Source organism: Streptomyces sp. NPDC032721 (genome assembly GCF_055579625.1).
Map to the genome: position 1 here is coordinate 52,845 of NZ_JBVIMX010000025.1, position 17,572 is coordinate 70,416.

Genomic DNA, 17,572 nt, shown 5'->3' on the forward strand with positions numbered 1-17,572 from the left:
GCCCGATCCAGTATCCCGCCGGGGAGCGCTGGCAGAGGTCCGACGGGGAGGCTGCGATGGCGACGACAACGCGCGGACGCGAGGGGCGGAACGCACCGCAACCACCCGGAACCAGACGAACCACTTCCCGTCGGCAACGCAGCAATGAATCGAACGCAACACCCCAGGCCGGGGCCTCTGCGCCTGCTCCCGCCCCTGCTCCCGCTCCCGGCACTCCGCCCGCGAAGACCGGACTCCGTCCGCTGTCCCGCACCGGCCGGACCCTCGCCCTCCCGCTGCGTCAACTCGTGCTGCTGGAAATGGCACTGGCCGCCGCCGGTGTGGGGTGGCTGGCCGGGGGTCCCTGGCTGATCGCCGGTCTCGCGGTGGCGGCCGGGCTGTTGCTGTTCGCGGTGGCACGCCGCCGGGGCCGCGCGGTGCTCGACTGGCTGGCGGCGGCGCTGGCCTTCCGGGCCCGGGTGCGGAGGAGCACGGCCGCCCCCGACCCCGCGCTCGACCCCGCCCTGACGCCCGTCGCGGAGAACGTCCCCGGCTTCGGCCCGTACACCTACGTCGACCGGGACCGCCGCACCGTCGGCATGGTCGGCGACGGCACCTTCCTGACGGCGGTCGTCCGCGTCGAGGCGAGCGGCGAGGCGCTGCGGCCCGCTTCGGGCGCGCGGGCGCTGCCGCTGTCCCTGCTGGGCGACTGTCTGGAGGTGGACGACATCTCCCTGGAGTCGGCGCAGCTCCTCCAGCAGGTACGGGCGGCTCCCGCCCCGCACCTCCCCGAGCAGTCGGCGGCCCGCCGCACCCACGCGGCCCTCCAGCGCCAGGCCCCTACGCCCGCGCTGCGGATGACCTGGATCGCGCTGAAGCTGGACCCGCGCACCGCCCACGAGGCGGTCGAGGCGCGCGGCGGCGGGGTGGCGGGGGCGCAGCGCTGCCTGGTGCGGGTGGCCGACCACGTGGCGAGCCGGGTCACCGGGGCCGGGTTCCGGGCCGTGGTGCTCGACCAGGAAGAGCTCAACTCGGCTATGGCGACGGCTACTTGCGGGCGTACGGGGCACGCACCAGCGGCCGTGCCCGGCCCCGGAAGCTCCGGCCGTCCCCGGCGCAGCGCCGAGACGGCCCGTGTCTGGACCTGTGACGACCGCTGGCACACCAGCTACGCGGTGGGCCGCTGGCCCGAGTTGGGGCGTGCCGCGACCCCGCTGCCGCGGGTCCTGTCGGCGCTGGCCGAGGTTCCCTCGTACGCGACGACCGTCAGCCTGACCGTGCGGCGCGGCCCGCACCGGGGGGCGACCGCGGTGGCCGGGCACATCCGGGTGACCGGCGACACGGACACCCAACTGATCTCCGTACGCAAGGAGTTGGAGCGCATGGCGGGTTCCGCCAAGGTCTCGCTGGTACGGCTCGACCGGGAACAGCTGCCGGGCGTGCTGGCGACGCTGCCGCTGGGCGGTGCGACGCGATGAGAGGGATGGGGAGTACAGGCCGGTCCCGCGTACGGCTGCGGGACGTCATGCCGCGTGGGCTGCGCGGCCCCCGGCACCCCGGGCACACGCTGGAGACGGACGGGCTCGGCGCGCTCGCCCTGCCGGTCGGCGACGACGGCATCCTGCTCGGCGAGGACACCGGCGGCACCGCGCGCGTACTGGGGCTGCACCGGCCGACTCCGTACGAGGTCCTGCTGATCGGCGGGGTCTGGACGGCGCAGGTGCTGGCGCTTCGCACGGCGGGCACGGGTGCGCGGGTGGTGGTGGAGACCGGGCGCGCGCAGGCCTGGGAGCAGCTCGCGCAGGCCGCGGGCAGCGGGGCGGGGCTGGACTCCGTGGCGCTGCACGGGGTGGGGCGGGTGCCGCCGAGCGGTGCGGTCGGGGGTTCGCCGGTGCTGGTGGTGCGGGACTGCGGGATGCGTCCGCCGCGCGGCCGGGTGCTGGCTTCGCCGTGGCAGGCGGTGCTGACGCTGCTGCCGTATCTGAGTCCGGTGGCGCCCCGGCTGGTACGGGAGGCCTCGCTGGTCGGCGTACAACGGGTGTCTCCGGACGAAGCCGGGCAGATCGGGCGGCTGTTGGGGCTGACGCCGGAGGAGACGGCTGCGCTGCCGGGCCTCGGTGACGGGGTCACGCTGTGGTGCGCGGGGCACGAGAGGCACTGGGTGACCACTGCGCCGACCGATGTCGAGGGTGCGCTGCTGGGCCCGGCCCGGCGGATGGACTGACGCGCGTCGGAGCCAGAGGCCGCGGCGCCGCCGCCGTCCGCACCGCACCCCTCCGTCACCCGTACGGGAAGCACGATCGCGGCGATGGCGCAACCCCCTCCTCGCCCATCGGGCACGATGGGCTTGGCAACGGCGTTCGTGAGAGCGACGGTTGGGTCGGACGGACAGCGAAGGGGACAGCCGGTATGGGAACTCAGCAGGAGAAGGACGCGCTCTACGCCCTCGACATCTCGGACGTGGAGTGGCTCGGCGCGCCGGGCACCGAGGACGCCGAGGAGCGGGTGGAGATCGCCTACCTGCCCGAGGGCGCGGTCGCGATGCGGTCGTCCGCGGACCCGGAGACGGTGCTCAGGTACACCGAGGCGGAGTGGACGGCGTTCGTGCTGGGCGCGCGGGACGGGGAATTCGACCTGACGTAGGTACGTCGGGCGGGTGTGCGTGATGTGCGTGATCGGCCGAGCGGCCGTCGGGGCGGGAGCGTCCGGGCGGCCGCTCGGCCGTGGGCGGCGCCTGGTGCCGGGGGCGTGGTGGCCGACCATGACGCTCGCCACAGGTGTCGACACCCGATTGTTGGGAAGCGTGCCCTTCGGTGGGCGGGCGACTCTCTTTCCGTACGGAGATGTCGAGTTGTGACCGTTTTGGGCGTCACGCAGGGGTGCGGAGAAGTCACTTCTGGGCAACAAGTGGCGCGGGAGGCACGGTTCCACGGTGGATCGGGCCTGCCGTACGGGCAGTACTGACGACTAGGCTGACGCACGGGCGCGGCAGGCAACACCGGCGGACCTGCGAACGCGCAGTTCACGGGGAAGTGCCGAGCGGATCGGACGACGGCAGCGGTCACCCCACCCACCACGCACGGCACCAGGGTGCTCGACCACAGCAGGAGGCAATGTGAACAGCGAGCGGGACGAGATCCGCGAGGGCTGGAACGTGCCCGTAGACGAGACGCCCGACCCGGAGGCCGACCGGACGGGCGAGTTCACCATCGACTACACGCCGCCCGCTTGGTACACGCAGAACGCGAGCCCTTCGGGCCAGGCCGACGCGGCGACCGCCGAGGCCACTGCGGCCGCCGGGACCACTGGGGCCGCTGGGGCGGCTGCGGCCACCCCGGCCGCGAGCGACACCGGCGCCCCGGGCAGCGGCGAACCGGAAGCCTTCGGGGGCGGTGACCTGGAGAGCGGTGCCACGATGCGCTTCTCGCCGGCCGCGCTCAAGCGGGAGTTCGCGAGGATGGAAGAGGCCGCGGCGAGCGAGGCCTCCGACGGCGACGGATCCGGTACGGAGCCGGAGGCTGCGGCGGCCGGGGGCGGGGGCGCACCGGACGACGACGCGCTCGACGGCCCTGACGGCTCCGCCAGCCCCGACAGTCCCGGTGGCCCCGGCGGCTTCGACGCCGAGAGCCCCGTCGCCGACCTCGTTACGGAGCCGGAGCCCGAGGCATCCACCGCCGACGACACCGACGGCGAGACCGCGCCCGCGCCGGACCTCGATCCGGAGGACACGGACCGGCACAGCTATGCCTCCGCCGACGACCGCCCGCTGGGCCTGAACTGGGGCAGCGACGACCCCGACCCGGAGCCCGCAACCCCGGACTCGGACGCCACGCCGGACACCTCGCCCGCCGCCGACTCCTCCACCGACCTCACCCTGGACGAGCCGGAGCCGACCGACTCCGTCCCGGCAGCCGCCGCCCCGGACGACCACCTCCTGCCGGACAGCGACACCACGGACGCCCTCGCCGCCCCGGACGCCTCGGACGACCTCGCTCCGAACGACTCGGTGCCGAGCGGCTACGCCCCCCAAGACCACTTCGCGGACGCGATCCCCACGGACGCCAACGTCACGGACGACAGCGCCCCGGACAGCCCCTCCACCGACATCCCCGCCACCGCACCCTCCGCCGAGGACGACGCCGCCCCGCACGACGGGATCACCGACGCCGTCCCCGAGGACGCCCGACCGGACGCCGCCGCCGCGTTCCCCGCCGGCGAGCCGCAGGACACGCCGCCCGACGGAGCACCGGCCGCCGCCCCGTCCTGGACTCCCCCGGCTCCGCCGCAGGGCAGCCTGCCGCCGCTGCCGCCGTCGTTCCAGCCCGCCGCGCCCACGACAGCGCCGCAGTGGCCGACGCCTCCCGGGACTCCGTCGGCCTGGACCGCCCCGGCCCCGTCGAGCGAGACGTCCGGCCAGCAGGCCCAGGGCTCCCCCGGCTTCCCGCAGCAGCCCAACTCACCCGCACAGCAGGGCGGTTATGGCTTCCCGCAGGCCGCACAGCCTGCCCCGGCAGCCCAGGGCGGATTCCCGCAGCCCCTCAACACACCCGCACCCAGCGCCCCCGGCGCCCAGCCGGACGGCGGCTACGGATTCCCCCTCCCCGACAACGCACAGCCCGGGTCCGGACCTGCCACACCGCAGACCCCCTTCCCCGGCGCACCCGCGCCCGCCGCTCAGCAGGGCGGCTACGGCTTCCCGCAGGCCACCCAGCCCGCCCCGGAAACCCCCGCACCCGCCCCAGCGGCTCAAGGCGGACCCCCGCAACCCCTCAACACGCCCGCCCCCGGCGCCCCCGGCATCCAGCCCGACGGCGGTTACGGCTCCCCCCGTCCGGACAGCGCACAGCCACAGCCCGCCCCCCAGCCCGGAGCCGGACCTGCCGCACCGCAGGCCCCCTCCCCCGGCGCACCGGCACCGGCCCCCGCTGCCCAGCAGGGCGGTTACGGCTTCCCGCAAGCCGCCCAGCCCGCCCCGGCAACCCCGGCCCCCGACCCGGCGGCCCAGGGCGGATTCCCGCAGCCCCTCAACACACCCGCACCCGGCGCACCGCAGGGCGGATACGGGTTCCCGCAGCCCGGCAACCCCCTTGCCCCGCAGGCGAGTTCGGCGCCCGCGCCCGCCCCGGCACCCGTACAGCCGGAAGCCGGTACCCCCGGCGCGGCACCGCAGCCCCAGCCCCAGCAGCCGCAGCCGGGTTACGGATTCCCGCAGCCCGCCGGCCCCGCACTGCCCGCGCAGCAGGACCCCGCCCAGGCCCAGCCGGGCCAGGTCCCGTCGCACCAGGCCCCCGTACCGCAGCAGCACCAGCCGGGCCAGCTGCCTCCGCAGGCAATGCCCGCGCACCAGGCACCCCAAGCACCACAGACACCGCAGGCCCAGCAGCCCGAGGCTGCCGCCGCCGGGCCCGGGGCTCCCGTGGACCCCCGTACCGGGGCCGCCTGGCCGTCGCCCGTCACGCCCGACCAGCGGCAGGCTTCGCACGCCGGGGCTCCCCTCGGGTACACCGCCGCCGTCGAGCTGTCCTCCGAGCGGCTGCTGCGCAACAACAAGCAGAAGCCCAAGAGCAGCCGCAACCCCTCCGGCTCCTCCCGCTTCAAGTTCGGCGGCAAGAAGGAGGAAGCCGAGCGGCTGCGCAAGCTGGAGCTCATCCGGACGCCCGTACTGTCCTGCTACCGGATCGCGGTGATCTCGCTCAAGGGCGGCGTGGGCAAGACCACCACGACCACCGCGCTCGGCGCGACCCTCGCCACCGAGCGGCAGGACAAGATCCTCGCCATCGACGCCAACCCTGACGCCGGTACGCTCGGCCGCCGCGTGCGGCGCGAGACCGGGGCGACGATCCGCGACCTCGTCCAGGCGATCCCGTACCTCAACAGCTACATGGACATCCGGCGGTTCACCTCGCAGGCCCCCTCCGGCCTGGAGATCATCGCCAACGACGTCGACCCGGCCGTCTCCACGGCCTTCAACGACGAGGACTACCGCCGCGCGATCGACGTGCTCGGCAAGCAGTACCCGATCATCCTGACGGACTCCGGCACGGGCCTCCTCTACAGCGCGATGCGCGGAGTGCTCGACCTGGCCGACCAGTTGATCATCGTCTCGACGCCGTCCGTGGACGGTGCGAGCAGTGCGTCGACGACGCTGGACTGGCTGTCGGCGCACGGGTACGGGGAGCTGGTGCAGCGTTCGCTGACCGTCATCTCCGGGGTGCGCGAGACCGGGAAGATGGTCAAGGTCGACGACATCGTGCAGCACTTCGAGACGCGCTGCCGCGGTGTGGTGGTCGTGCCGTTCGACGAGCACCTGGCGGCGGGCGCCGAGGTCAACCTCGACATGATGCGGCCGAAGACGCGCGACGCGTACTTCCACCTCTCGTCGCTGGTCGCCGAGGACTTCGTACGGGCACAGCAGGCGCAGGGGCTGTGGACGGCGGACGGCAACCCGCCGCCGCACCTGGCACCGCCGATGCCGGGCCAGCAGGGATACCCGCAGGGACAGGGCCAGGCCCAGGTGCCGGGCCAGGTACCGGACCAGCAGCAGGCCCCGGGCGGCCAGTACCAGCAACAGCCGTACGCCCCCCAGCAGCCGGGCCCGCAGGGACAGCCGGGCCAGCCGGCGCCGCAGGGACAGCAGCCGGGCCCGCAGGGCCAGCCCGGACCGCAGGGACAGCAGCCCGGCCAGCCCGGCCAGCAGCAGTGGCAGCCCCAGCCCGGTCACCCCCAGCCGGGAGCGCAGGGCCAACCGCAGCCGCAGCCCGGCCAGTTCCAGCACGGACAGCCCGGCCAGCCCGGCCAGCCCAGCCAGCAGCAGCCCGTCGGTGGCGCGCCCCAGCCGTACCAGCACCAACACCCGCACCCCCAGCAGCCCCAGTCCCCCGGCGGCTGGCAGCAGGCCCCGGCACCCCAGGGCCAGCCCCTCCCCCCGAACGCCCCCGCCGGCCAGCAGCCCATGCCCCAGCCACTTCCCCTGCCCGCGCAGAACCTCCAGCAGGGTCAGCCGGGCCAACCGGGTCACCCGAACCAGCCGGGCCACCAGGGCCAGCCCGGACAGCCGAGCCACCCCAGTCAGCAACCCACCCCCGCCCACCCCCACCAGCCCTCCACCCCCGACGCCTCCGCTCCTCCCGGCTGGACGCAGCAGCAGCCTCCGCAGGCGCCGCCAGCCCCTCAGCAGTAGGGCTTCAGCGGTATAGACCAATGAGGGCCCGCACCACGGTCACACCAGGACCGGGTGCGGGCCTTCCGCTTGTCCGCCCGCGCCGACGTCCGTACCCCCACCCGCACCCCCACCCGTACGCCCGGACGGTCCTCACCACGCGTCCGACCCGCCCCGTATGGCGCATTCCCGCAGCACACGCGGTAGTTGACACGCCGTTGACACGTCCCGAAGAGCGCTGGTAGACCTTCGCCACACCACTCGGCCGACCCATGATCCACCTGCCGCCGGGGCATGCATGGGCAAACACGGTCCAGCAGAAGCAAGCACAGGCAAGCAGACGCCAGAGCACAGGCAAGAGCACAGGCAAGTACGAGCAAGTGACGTGCAAGTGACGACGCGAGGTCTCCGTCCATGGACACACAGGGCACCACCACTCAGGCTCCGCCGTACGACTCCCCATCCCGGAACCGGAACGCCCGGGCCCGCCGCCTGCTGGCGACCGGCGCCGCCGCCTTCGCCCTGCTGGCCACGGCAGCAGCCCCGCTGAACCCGGCCGCCGCCGCAGCCCAGGCCCCCGAGGCACAGGCCAAATCCCAGGAACAGGCCAACGCCCAGCCCCACACCCAGGCCAAGGCCGCCGACCAGAACCTCACCATCGCCGTCTCCCAGAGCGTCGACTCGCTCAGCCCGTTCCTGGCCTCCCGCCTCGTGAGTACGACGGTGATGCGCCTGGTCTACGACTTCCTCACCAACTACGACGTCAAGGACGCGCACACCGTCCCCGCGCTGGCCACCGAGTGGAAGCCGTCCGCGGACAAGCTGACCTGGACGTACAAGATCCGCAAGGATTCGCAGTGGACCGACGGCAAGCCGGCCACCGCCGAGGACGCCGCCTGGACCTTCAACAAGATGATGACGGACGAGGCCGCCGCCACCGCCAACGGCAGCTTCACCTCCAACTTCAAGAAGGTCACCGCCCCCGACCCCGAGACCCTGGTCGTCGAGCTCAAGAAGCCGCAGGCCACGATGACGGCGCTGGACGTGCCGATCGTGCCCAAGCACGTGTGGGAGAAGGTCGGCGACTTCTCCAAGTTCAACAACGACAAGGCCTTCCCGATCGTCGGCAACGGCCCGTACTACATCGCGGACTACAAGACCGACCAGTACGTGAAGCTGAAGGCCAACAAGAAGTACTGGCGCGGCGCCCCGCAGTTCGAAGAGCTGACGCTGAAGTACTACAAGGACAACGACGCGGCGGTCGCCGCACTGCGCACCGGCGAGGTCGGCTTCGTGCAGGGGCTCACCCCCGCCCAGGCCGCGTCCCTGAAGTCCGAGCCGGACATCAAGGTCAACGACGCCCCGGGCCGCCGCTTCTTCGCCATCGCCACCAACCCCGGCGCCCAGGACAGGACCGGCAAGAAGTTCGGCGACGGCCACCCCGCGCTGCTCGACCCGGCGGTCCGCAAGGCGCTGTTCCTCGCGGTCGACCGCAAGACGCTCGTCGACAAGGTCTACCAGGGGCACGCGGTGGAGGGGCAGGGGTACATCCCGCCCCGGTTCGCCGACTACCACTGGAAGCCCACCCCCGAGCAGCAGCGCGCCTACGATCCCGCCCGCGCCGCCAAGACCCTCGACGACGCCGGGTACAAGAAGGACGCGTCGGGCAAGCGCCTCGGCAAGGACGGCAAGCCGCTCGAATTCCGCATGCTGTGCCACGCCACCGACCCCAACGACAAGGCGATCGGCAAGTACCTCTACGAGTGGTGGGGGGCGCTCGGCATCACCCTGAAGACCGTCTGCCTCGACAACGTCAGCGACCCCTGGCTGGCCGGTGAGTACGACCTCGCCTTCGACGGCTACTCGGTCAACCCCGACCCGGACTACGTCCTGTCCATCCACACCTGCGCCGCGCTGCCGGCCACCCCCAAGGGCAAGGGCCAGACCGACAACTTCATCTGCGACAAGCAGTTCGACGACCTCTACGCGAAGCAGCTCGCCGAGTACGACCCGGCCAAGCGCGCCGCCCTGGTCCGGCAGATGCAGGCCCGCCTGTACGAGACCGGGTACATGAACGTGATGCTCTACCCGAACGCGGTCGAGGCCTACCGCACCGACCAGATCAAGTCGATCAAGACCATGCCGGAAGCGGCGGGCAACATCTGGGGCCAGGACGGCTACTGGAGCTGGTGGTCGGCGGTTCCGGCGGTCAACGACACCGCGGACGACGGCAGCGGCACGAGCCCGGCCGTCTGGATCATCGTGGGCGTCGGTGTGCTGCTGGTCGCGGGCATCGCGGTAGTGGTCGCCCGGCGGCGCAGTTCCACGGCCGAGGACCGCGAGTAGTTCCGAGCACGTACACGCGCGGCACGCACACGAAGGACCACAGGCACCCATGAGCACCGCAAGCACCCCCGCCGTGGTGCGGGAGCCGGACGGCGGCCCGGTGAAGTCCGGGCCGTCCTCCGGCCTCTCCCGCAGCTCACGCCCCTGGCTGACCTATCTGCTGTACGTGGCCGGAAAGCTCGGCGGCGCCGCCGTCTCGCTCTTCGCCGTACTCGTCACCAGCTTCTTCCTGTTCCGGATCATCCCGGGCGACCCGGTGAGCGCGATGACGCACGGCCGCCCGGTGGACGCCGAGCAACTGGCCGCCCTGCGCAGGCAGTTCGGGCTCGATCTGCCGGTGTGGCAGCAGTTCACCGAGTACTGCGGCAAGGCGCTGTCCGGTGATCTGGGCACCTCGTACCAGTTCCACGCCCCGGTCGGGGAGCTGATCGCGGAGAAGTTCCCCGCGACGCTGCTGCTGACCGGGGTGGCGGTGCTCCTCTACTCGCTGCTCGGCCTGTGGCTGGGCACCCGGGCCGCGTGGCGGCACGGCGGGCTCGGGGACCGGTTCAGCACCGGTGTGGCGCTGACCCTGTGGTCGATCCCGTCGTTCTGGCTCGGACTGCTGATGATCATCGTCTTCTCGGTGGGCATAGGGCCGATCCCGGGGATGTTCCCGACCGGCGGGATGGAGTCCGGCAACGAGACGGGGTTCGCCCATGTCGTGGACGTCGCGCACCACATGGTGCTGCCCGTCGTCACGCTCGTCGCCGTCGGCTACGCGCAGACGCTGCTCGTCATGCGGTCCTCGCTGCTCGACGAGATGGGCAGCGACTACCTGACGACGGCGCGGGCCAAGGGCCTCCAGGACGCGCTGGTGCGCCGCAGGCACGCGGTGCCCAACGCGCTGCTGCCGACGGTCACCATGATCTTCATCAATCTGGGCCATGTGGCGGCGGGTTCGATCCTGGTGGAGACGGTGTTCTCCTGGCCGGGACTCGGCGGCCTCTTCTACCAGGCGATCAAGGTGCCGGACCTCCCGCTGATCCAGGGGCTCTTCGTCGTCTTCGCGGGCGCGATGATCCTGACGAACCTCCTTGCCGACCTGCTGTATCCGCTGCTCGACCCCCGGGTGGGCCGATGACGACCGAATCCGTACCGTCCCCGAAGCAAGCCACCGCGCGCTCCCTGGCCAGGGCCCGGCGCCGCCGGTCCGCCGCCCGCTTCTGGCGGCAGTACCGCTCGCACCGGGCGGGCCTGGTGGGGCTCGGGGCGCTCGTCCTGATCGCCGTACTCGCGCTGGCCGCCCCGCTGCTCGTCGGCAGCGACGTACAGAGCGTGGCCAGTGCCAGCGGCGAGGCACTCGAATCCCCCAGTGCCGAATTCCCTTTGGGCACCGACCAGTTGGGGCGCGACCTGCTCGGGCTGCTGCTGTGGGGTGCCCGGGTCTCGCTCGCCGTCGGGCTGATGGCGGCGGCCCTCTCGGTGCTCATCGGCACCCTCGTCGGCATCCTGGCCGGGCACTTCGGCGGCTGGTTCGCGACGATCACGATGCGGATCACCGACTGGTTCCTGGTGATGCCCGCGCTGATCCTGGCGATCGTCCTGGCGACGGTGATGTCGCACAGCATCTGGACGGTGGTGCTGGCCATCGGGCTGACGTCCTGGCCGACGACCGCCCGCCTGGTCCGGGCCCAGACGCTGGCCGTCGAGTCCCGCCCGTACATCGAACGCGCCCAGGCGCTCGGCGGCGGCCACGGCCACATCATGGCCCGCCACGTGCTGCCCAACGTCATGCCGCTGGTACTCGCCCAGACCACCCTCCTCATCTCCTCCGCCATCCTCACCGAGGCCACCCTGGCCTTCCTCGGCCTCGGCGACCCGAACGTCGTCTCCTGGGGCGGCATGCTCCAGGAGGCGCGCGAGACGGGCGCCGTGTCGTCGGGCCACTGGTGGTACCTGGCGCCGCCCGGCATCGCCATCGCCGTGGTCGCGCTGGCGTTCACCCTGTGCGGCCGCACCATCGAGGCCGTACTCAACCCGAAACTGGGGGTGGCCCGTTGAGCGCCGCACCAAGTCCCGCGCACTCCCTCCTGGAACTGAAGAACCTCTCCGTCACGTACGGGAAGGACGTGCACGCCGTACGGGGGGTGGACCTCGCCCTCGCCGCCGGCCAGAAGCTGGGCGTGGCGGGCGAGTCCGGCTGCGGAAAATCCACCCTGGCACTGGCACTCCTGCGCCTCCTCCCGGCCTCCGCCCGCATCACCGGCGAGATCCTGCTCGACGGCGAGGACGTACTGAAGATGAAGTGGGGCCGGCTGCGGGCGGTCCGCTGGGCGGGCGCGTCCATCGTCTTCCAGGGCGCGATGCACTCCCTGAACGCGGTGCACCGCATCGGCGACCAGATCGTTGAACCGGTCCTCGTCCACCGGCAGGCCACCCCGCAGGCCGCCCGTGTCCGGGCCGCCGAGCTCCTCGAACAGGTCGGCCTGCCCGCCGCCCGCGCGAACGCCTACCCGCACGAACTCTCCGGCGGCCAGCGCCAGCGCGTCATGATCGCCATGGCCCTCGCCTGCGACCCGCAACTGATCGTCGCCGACGAGCCCACCACCGCCCTGGACGTGATGATCCAGGCCCAGATCCTGCGCCTGATCGAGCAGTTGGTCGCCGACCAGAACATCTCCCTGCTCATGATCAGCCACGACCTGGCGGTCCTCGCCGACACCTGCGACCGCCTGGCGGTGATGTACGCGGGCCGGGTCGTCGAGGAGGGCCCCGCCCAGGAGGTCTACCTCCGCGCCCAACACCCGTACGGACGCGCCCTGTCCGCCGCCTTCCCCCGCATCGGCGACCCGACCTCCCGCCGCTCCCCCGGCGGCCTCCCGGGCGACCCCCCGGACCCGACGGACCTGCCCACCGGCTGCACGTTCCACCCCCGCTGCCCGGTAGCCCTCACGGCCTGCGACACGCAGGACCAACCCCTGAGACCGGCGGGCCCCTCCCACCAAGCAGCCTGCGTACACGTAACGGCGACCCCACCCCAGCACCTACGCCACCCCTCGCACGAAAACCTCCCGAGGCAGCCGGGGGGCCCACTTGGGGACCTGCCTGGGGGCCCGCCCGGAGGCCTGCCCGGGAGCCCGCGCGGGGGCGAGGCCGGAGGCCAGCCCGAGGACCCGCCCGGGAGCAAGCCCAGAAGCCTGCCCGGGAACCCGCCCGGGAGCCAGCGCGAGAGCCCGCCCGAGGAACCGCCCGGGGGCGAGCCCCGAGGTTCGCTTGGAAGCAAGTCCGGGAGCCCGCCCGGCGACCTGTCCCGGGGCCCGGACAAGGGGCCGCTCGGGCATCCCGGAGGCCAGCCCGGAAGTTCGTCCCCGGGGCCGTCCGGGGGCTCCTGATCGGGGGCTGCCGACCCGTCGACCATCCCATCCGCCGAGGAGCCTCCATGACCACCGCACCGCCTCGATCAACCGCTGCCCCCCTCCTCTCCGCGACCGGCGTCCACGTCACCTTTCCCGGCCGTCGCGGCAGTCCCGCCGCCCGGGCCGTCGACGGGGTCGACCTCGCTCTCGCGCCCGGTGAGATCGTCGCGCTCGTGGGCGAGTCCGGGTGTGGGAAGACCACTCTGGCCCGTGCCCTGCTCGGTCTTGTCCGGCCCACCTCCGGCGAAGTGGCCTTCGCCAACAGCCCGCTCGACTACCGCGCGCAGGCCCTCAAGGCGTACCGCAAACGCGTGCAGTTGGTCCTCCAGGACCCGAGCGGCTCCCTCAATCCCCGGCACACCGTGTACGACGCCGTCGCCGAGGGGCTGCGCATCCACGGCAGCACCACCGACGAGCGCGCCGCCGTCGCCGACGCCCTCTCCCGCGCCGGACTCCGCCCGCCGGAGCGGTTCTTCCTGCGCTATCCGCACGAACTCTCCGGCGGCCAGCGCCAGCGCGTCGTCATCGCGGGCGCGCTGGTCCTCGGCCCCGAACTGATCGTCGCCGACGAACCGGTGGCCTCCCTCGACGCCTCCGTACGCGGCGAGATCCTCGCCCTGCTGCTGCGCCTGCGCGACGACCTCGGCCTCTCCGCCCTGGTCGTCACCCACGACCTCGGCCTCGCCTGGAACATCGCGGACCGGGTCGCGGTGATGTACCTGGGCCGCATCGTCGAGTCGGGCCCGGTCGAGCAGGTGCTGACCGCGCCCCGGCACCCGTACACCCAGGCCCTGTTGTCGGTGCTGCCGGAGGCGGAGGGGGAACCGGTGGTGCTCACCGGCGAGCCCCCGGACCCGTCCCGGATCCCGTCCGGCTGCCGGTTCCACGCCCGCTGTCAGATCCTGGCCTCGGGCGAGGCCGAGGAGGCGGGGGTCGCGGACAAGTGCCGCACCGAGCAGCTGCCGGTGCTCGACGCCGGAGACGAACGGGCCCAGGTCGCCTGCCACTGGGCGCACCGGCGGGCGGCGGAGAAGCGGACGGCATAGCGAAGGGCATGGCGAAGGGCCCCGGTGCGCCCACCAGCGCACCAGGGCCCGACCACCTCGGCCGGACGAAGTCGCCCGACGTACGAGGTCACCGGCTGAACGAAGTCGCCCGTCAGGCGTTGTCGTCCTTCTTGCCGGTCAGAGAGTCCTTGACGCCGCCCATGGTGTCCTTGGCCTTGTCGCCCATCTCGTCGACCTTCGCCTTGAGCTGGTCGGTCTTGCCCTCGGCCTGCTGCCGGTCGTCGCCGGTGACCTTGCCACCGAGCTCCTTGGCCTTGCCCTTGAGCTTGTCGAAGGTGCTTTCGCCGTCAGTCATGGATTCCGCCTTTCAGAGGATTCTGGGGGGATATATCCGCACTCACAATGCCGTAGATGCGGATATATCGCATGTGGACATTTCCCGGCCATATTACTCAGAAAGGGTGAATCGGCACAGCTTCGTGGTGTTCGCCGCATCTGGCGGACCGACGGGCCGGAGTGTGGGTCGCATGAGCACTCAGGAACGCGCATGAACCTCCAGGAACCGTCCGGCACTTCAGCCCGCCCGTCGTCCCGTCCGACCCGTCGTACGGTCATCGCCTCGACCGGCGCGGCAGCCCTCACCACCGGCCTCGCCGCACCCGCAACTGCCGTCGCTGCCACCCCTGCCACCGCTGCCACCCCCACGGCCCCGGCCGCCCCCACCGCCCAGCGCGACGCGGCGCTCGCCGTGGCCCGCGCCATCCTCGTACTCGACCGGAAGAACCGGCCGCTGCTGCCGGACTACTCCCGCGTCCTGCTCACCGACGGCCTGCCCCGCACCCGCCGCGCCCCCAAGAAGGTGCTGGTCGTGGGCGCGGGTCCGGCCGGTCTCGTCGCCGCGCACCTGCTCCGCAAGGCCGGCCACAAGGTCACCGTGATCGAGGCCAACGGCAACCGCGTCGGCGGCCGGGTGAAGACCTTCCGGACCGGCGGCCACGAGAACGCCAAGGCCCCCTTCGCCGACCCCAAGCAGTACGCCGAGGCCGGGGCCATGCGCATCCCCGACAGCCACCCCCTGATCACCGGCCTGCTGGACGCCCTCGGCCTGGAGCGCCGCCGCTTCCACCTCACCGACGTGGACGCCTCGGGCAAGCCCGCGATGCGCACCTGGATCCTGGTCAACGGCGTCCGGATGCGCCGCGCCGATTACCTGCTGAAGCCCCGCGCCGTCAACCGCTCCTTCGGCGTCCCCGCCCAGTACGAGGACGTCCCGGCCTCCGAGATCGTCCGCACCGCCCTCGCGCCCGCCCGCGCGCTGATCGAAGGCAGGAGCGGCGAGGCGCTGGTGGAAGGCTGGGTGACGGTGCTGGAGAGGTACGGGCACTGGTCGATGTACCGCTATCTGACCGAGGTCGCGAAGCTGGACGACGCCACGATCGACCTGATCGGCACCATCGAGAACATGACCTCCCGCCTCCATCTCGCCTTCCTGCACAGCTTCCTGTCGTCCGCGCTGATCAGCCCGGACACCAAGTTCTTCGAACTCCCCGACGGCACCGCCACGTTCGCCGACTCGCTCTACGCGCGCGTGAAGGACCTGGTGCACCTGGACCGGCGCGCGGTACGCGTCGAACACGGTCCGCGCGGCGTCACCGTGCACACCGTCTCCGAGGGCAAGAACGGGGCGGAGGTCGTACAGGAGACCTTCGAGGGCGACGAGGCGATCCTCACGGTGCCGTTCAGCGGCCTGCGCCACGTCACCTTCACCCCGGCCCTCTCGTACCCGAAGCGGCGCGCGATCACCGAGGTGCACTACGACTCGGCGACCAAGGTGCTGCTCGAATTCTCCCGCCGCTGGTGGGAGTTCACCGAGGCCGACTGGAAGCGCGAGCTGACCGCGGTCCGTCCCGGCCTGTACGAGGACTACCGCGCCGGCCGCGCCCCCGCCGACGGCTCGCTCCTCGGCAAGCACCCCTCGGTACCGCAGGGCCACATCAGCAGGAGCCAGCGGGTGCACTACGCGGCGCACCAGGCGGCCCAGCCCGTACAGCCGGAGGCGGCGCACGTCATCGGCGGCGGCTCCGTCACCGACAACCCCAACCGCTTCATGTTCGAGCCGTCGTACCCGGTGCCGGGCAGCAGGGGCGGCGTCCTGCTCGCCTCCTACAGCTGGGCCGACGACGCCCTGAAGTGGGACTCCTTCGACGACGACGAGCGCTACCCGAGGGCGCTGGGCGGAGTGCAGGACGTCTACGGGCAGCGGATCGAGGTGTTCTACACGGGCGTGGGCAAGACCCAGTCGTGGATGCGCGACCCGTACGCGTACGGCGAGGCCTCGGTCCTGCTCCCCGGCCAGCACACGGAACTCTTCCCGGCCATCCCCACCCCCGAGGGCCGGCTCCACTTCGCCGGCTGCCACACCTCGATCAAACCGGCCTGGATCGAAGGCGCCCTGGAATCCGCCCTCCGCACCGCCCTGGAAGTCCACAACTCCTAGGCCCCACCCCTAGCCCCCTTGAGCGGCGGGTATACCGCCGCTCCCTTGGGCGGCGGGGCCGCCCCCCGGGGGCGGAACGGGCGGGCAAGGGGGCGGCCCCCGACGGAGTCGCACAACCCGACCCCGCCCCACCTACGCCCCCGCCACCACCCCTAGCGACCCCCCGCGTCCACGTCCCCCGTCAACACCCTCGCCTTCTTGACGTCATCCCCGATCGCCTCCAACAACCCCTCCAGCGACTCGAACTTGGCCATCCCCCGCACATACGCCAAGAACTCCACCGCCACATGCAGCCCGTAAAGATCCAGCCCCACCCGGTCAATGGCATACGCCTCAACAGTCCGCTTCTTGCCCTCGAACTGCGGATTCGTCCCCACCGAGATCGCCGCCGGCATCCGCTCCCCGTCCGCGGTCAGCCACCCCGCGTACACACCGTCCGCCGGAATCGCCGTGTGCGGCAGCGTCTCCACGTTGGCGGTCGGATACCCCAGCTCCCGCCCCCGCTGCTCCCCCCGTACGACCACGCCTTCGACACTGTGCGGCCGCCCCAGGATCTCCGCGGCCCCCGCCACGTCCCCCTCGGCGACGAGCCGCCGGGTCAGGGTCGAGGAGAAGGGCTCGCCGCCCCCGGCCGCGCCGCTCACGAACAGGTCGATGACCTCGACGTCGTAGTCGTAGGTCGGGCCCAGCTCCGCCAGGAACTCCACGTTCCCCGCCGCCCGGTGCCCGAACCGGAAGTTCGGCCCCTCCACCACCAGCCGCGCGTGCAGCTTGTCGACCAGTACCTTCACCACGAACTCGGCCGGCGACAGCTTCGAGAACTCGGCGGTGAACGGCAGGATCAGCAGCGCGTCCACCCCCAGCTCCGCCATCAGCTCGGCGCGCCGGTGGTGCGGGGCCAGCAGCGGCGGGTGGCTCCCCGGCCGCACGACCTCGCTGGGGTGCGGGTCGAAGGTCACCACGACGGACTGCACGCCCAGCTCGCGGGCCCGCTCCACCGCCCGCCCGATGATCAGCTGGTGCCCTCGGTGCACGCCGTCGTAGGAGCCGATGGTGACGACGCTGCGTCCCCAGTCCTGGGGGATGTCCTCCAAGCCACGCCAGCGCTGCACTGTGACCGCTCCTTGTACGTCTCTAGTACGTGATGTTGGCTGCCCGTAGTGACTGCCCCAGGCGTTCACCGAAC

At 72.5% G+C, this 17,572-nt stretch carries 12 protein-coding genes and 1 pseudogene; 11 read left to right on the forward strand and 2 right to left on the reverse strand.

Annotation, left to right across the window (positions count from 1 at the left end; genetic code table 11):
• Positions 1-56: 56 nt before the first annotated feature.
• The 10 genes and pseudogenes from eccE (at position 57) to ACZ5PB_RS37420 (ending at position 13,928) form a co-directional block, all read left to right on the forward strand.
• A complete protein-coding gene (gene eccE, locus ACZ5PB_RS37375; protein WP_468697519.1) occupies positions 57-1,457 on the forward strand; it encodes a type VII secretion protein EccE in 1,401 nt (466 codons plus the stop codon).
• A 5-nt stretch (positions 1,458-1,462) separates the two neighbouring features.
• Entirely contained in the window at positions 1,463-2,203 is a 741-nt protein-coding gene (locus tag ACZ5PB_RS37380; protein ID WP_468697521.1) for a hypothetical protein, read from the forward strand.
• 185 nt (positions 2,204-2,388) lie between these two features.
• Positions 2,389-2,622, forward strand: a complete 234-nt coding sequence (locus tag ACZ5PB_RS37385) for a DUF397 domain-containing protein (protein WP_362416549.1) — start codon at positions 2,389-2,391, stop codon at positions 2,620-2,622.
• 472 nt (positions 2,623-3,094) lie between these two features.
• Positions 3,095-3,217 (forward strand): annotated as a pseudogene (locus ACZ5PB_RS37390) (SCO5717 family growth-regulating ATPase); the annotation flags it as partial.
• Between the two features lie 528 nt (positions 3,218-3,745).
• Positions 3,746-7,159, forward strand: a complete 3,414-nt coding sequence (locus tag ACZ5PB_RS37395) for a MinD/ParA family ATP-binding protein (RefSeq protein ID WP_468697615.1) — start codon at positions 3,746-3,748, stop codon at positions 7,157-7,159.
• Positions 7,160-7,552: 393 nt separating this feature from the next.
• Entirely contained in the window at positions 7,553-9,484 is a 1,932-nt protein-coding gene (locus ACZ5PB_RS37400) for an ABC transporter substrate-binding protein (RefSeq protein ID WP_468697523.1), read from the forward strand.
• 49 nt (positions 9,485-9,533) lie between these two features.
• Positions 9,534-10,607, forward strand: a complete 1,074-nt coding sequence (locus tag ACZ5PB_RS37405) for an ABC transporter permease (RefSeq protein WP_468697524.1) — start codon at positions 9,534-9,536, stop codon at positions 10,605-10,607.
• On the forward strand, positions 10,604-11,527 hold the full coding sequence (locus ACZ5PB_RS37410) for an ABC transporter permease (protein WP_468697525.1): 924 nt from the start codon (positions 10,604-10,606) through the stop codon (positions 11,525-11,527). Before ACZ5PB_RS37405 ends, ACZ5PB_RS37410 begins: the two co-directional genes overlap by 4 nt.
• Positions 11,524-12,858, forward strand: a complete 1,335-nt coding sequence (locus tag ACZ5PB_RS37415) for an ABC transporter ATP-binding protein (RefSeq protein ID WP_468697526.1) — start codon at positions 11,524-11,526, stop codon at positions 12,856-12,858. The genes ACZ5PB_RS37410 and ACZ5PB_RS37415 overlap by 4 nt, the downstream gene beginning before the upstream one ends.
• A gap of 47 nt (positions 12,859-12,905) precedes the next feature.
• Positions 12,906-13,928 carry an oligopeptide/dipeptide ABC transporter ATP-binding protein gene (locus ACZ5PB_RS37420; RefSeq protein WP_468697527.1) on the forward strand — a complete coding sequence of 341 codons (1,023 nt, stop codon included), beginning with the start codon at positions 12,906-12,908 and terminating at the stop codon, positions 13,926-13,928.
• 112 nt (positions 13,929-14,040) lie between these two features.
• On the opposite strand, the gene ACZ5PB_RS37425 is transcribed toward ACZ5PB_RS37420, so the two are convergent.
• Positions 14,041-14,244, reverse strand: a complete 204-nt coding sequence (locus tag ACZ5PB_RS37425; protein ID WP_468697529.1) for a CsbD family protein — start codon at positions 14,242-14,244, stop codon at positions 14,041-14,043.
• Positions 14,245-14,436: 192 nt separating this feature from the next.
• Between ACZ5PB_RS37425 and ACZ5PB_RS37430 the strand changes: the two genes are divergently transcribed.
• Complete coding sequence (locus ACZ5PB_RS37430; protein WP_468697531.1) at positions 14,437-16,386, forward strand: flavin monoamine oxidase family protein; 1,950 nt, start codon at positions 14,437-14,439, stop codon at positions 16,384-16,386.
• 152 nt (positions 16,387-16,538) lie between these two features.
• Here ACZ5PB_RS37430 and ACZ5PB_RS37435 read toward each other — a convergent pair whose 3' ends face one another.
• Complete coding sequence (locus tag ACZ5PB_RS37435) at positions 16,539-17,498, reverse strand: bifunctional riboflavin kinase/FAD synthetase (RefSeq protein ID WP_468697532.1); 960 nt, start codon at positions 17,496-17,498, stop codon at positions 16,539-16,541.
• Between the last annotated feature and the right edge of the window lie 74 nt (positions 17,499-17,572).

Coding starts and splice junctions, on each gene's coding strand:
- eccE (WP_468697519.1), top strand. CDS start 57: ATGGCGACGACAACGCGCGGACGCGAGGGGCGGAACGCACCGCAACCA.
- ACZ5PB_RS37380 (WP_468697521.1), top strand. CDS start 1,463: ATGGGGAGTACAGGCCGGTCCCGCGTACGGCTGCGGGACGTCATGCCG.
- ACZ5PB_RS37385 (WP_362416549.1), top strand. CDS start 2,389: ATGGGAACTCAGCAGGAGAAGGACGCGCTCTACGCCCTCGACATCTCG.
- ACZ5PB_RS37400 (WP_468697523.1), top strand. CDS start 7,553: ATGGACACACAGGGCACCACCACTCAGGCTCCGCCGTACGACTCCCCA.
- ACZ5PB_RS37405 (WP_468697524.1), top strand. CDS start 9,534: ATGAGCACCGCAAGCACCCCCGCCGTGGTGCGGGAGCCGGACGGCGGC.
- ACZ5PB_RS37410 (WP_468697525.1), top strand. CDS start 10,604: ATGACGACCGAATCCGTACCGTCCCCGAAGCAAGCCACCGCGCGCTCC.
- ACZ5PB_RS37420 (WP_468697527.1), top strand. CDS start 12,906: ATGACCACCGCACCGCCTCGATCAACCGCTGCCCCCCTCCTCTCCGCG.
- ACZ5PB_RS37425 (WP_468697529.1), bottom strand. CDS start 14,244: ATGACTGACGGCGAAAGCACCTTCGACAAGCTCAAGGGCAAGGCCAAG.
- ACZ5PB_RS37430 (WP_468697531.1), top strand. CDS start 14,437: ATGAACCTCCAGGAACCGTCCGGCACTTCAGCCCGCCCGTCGTCCCGT.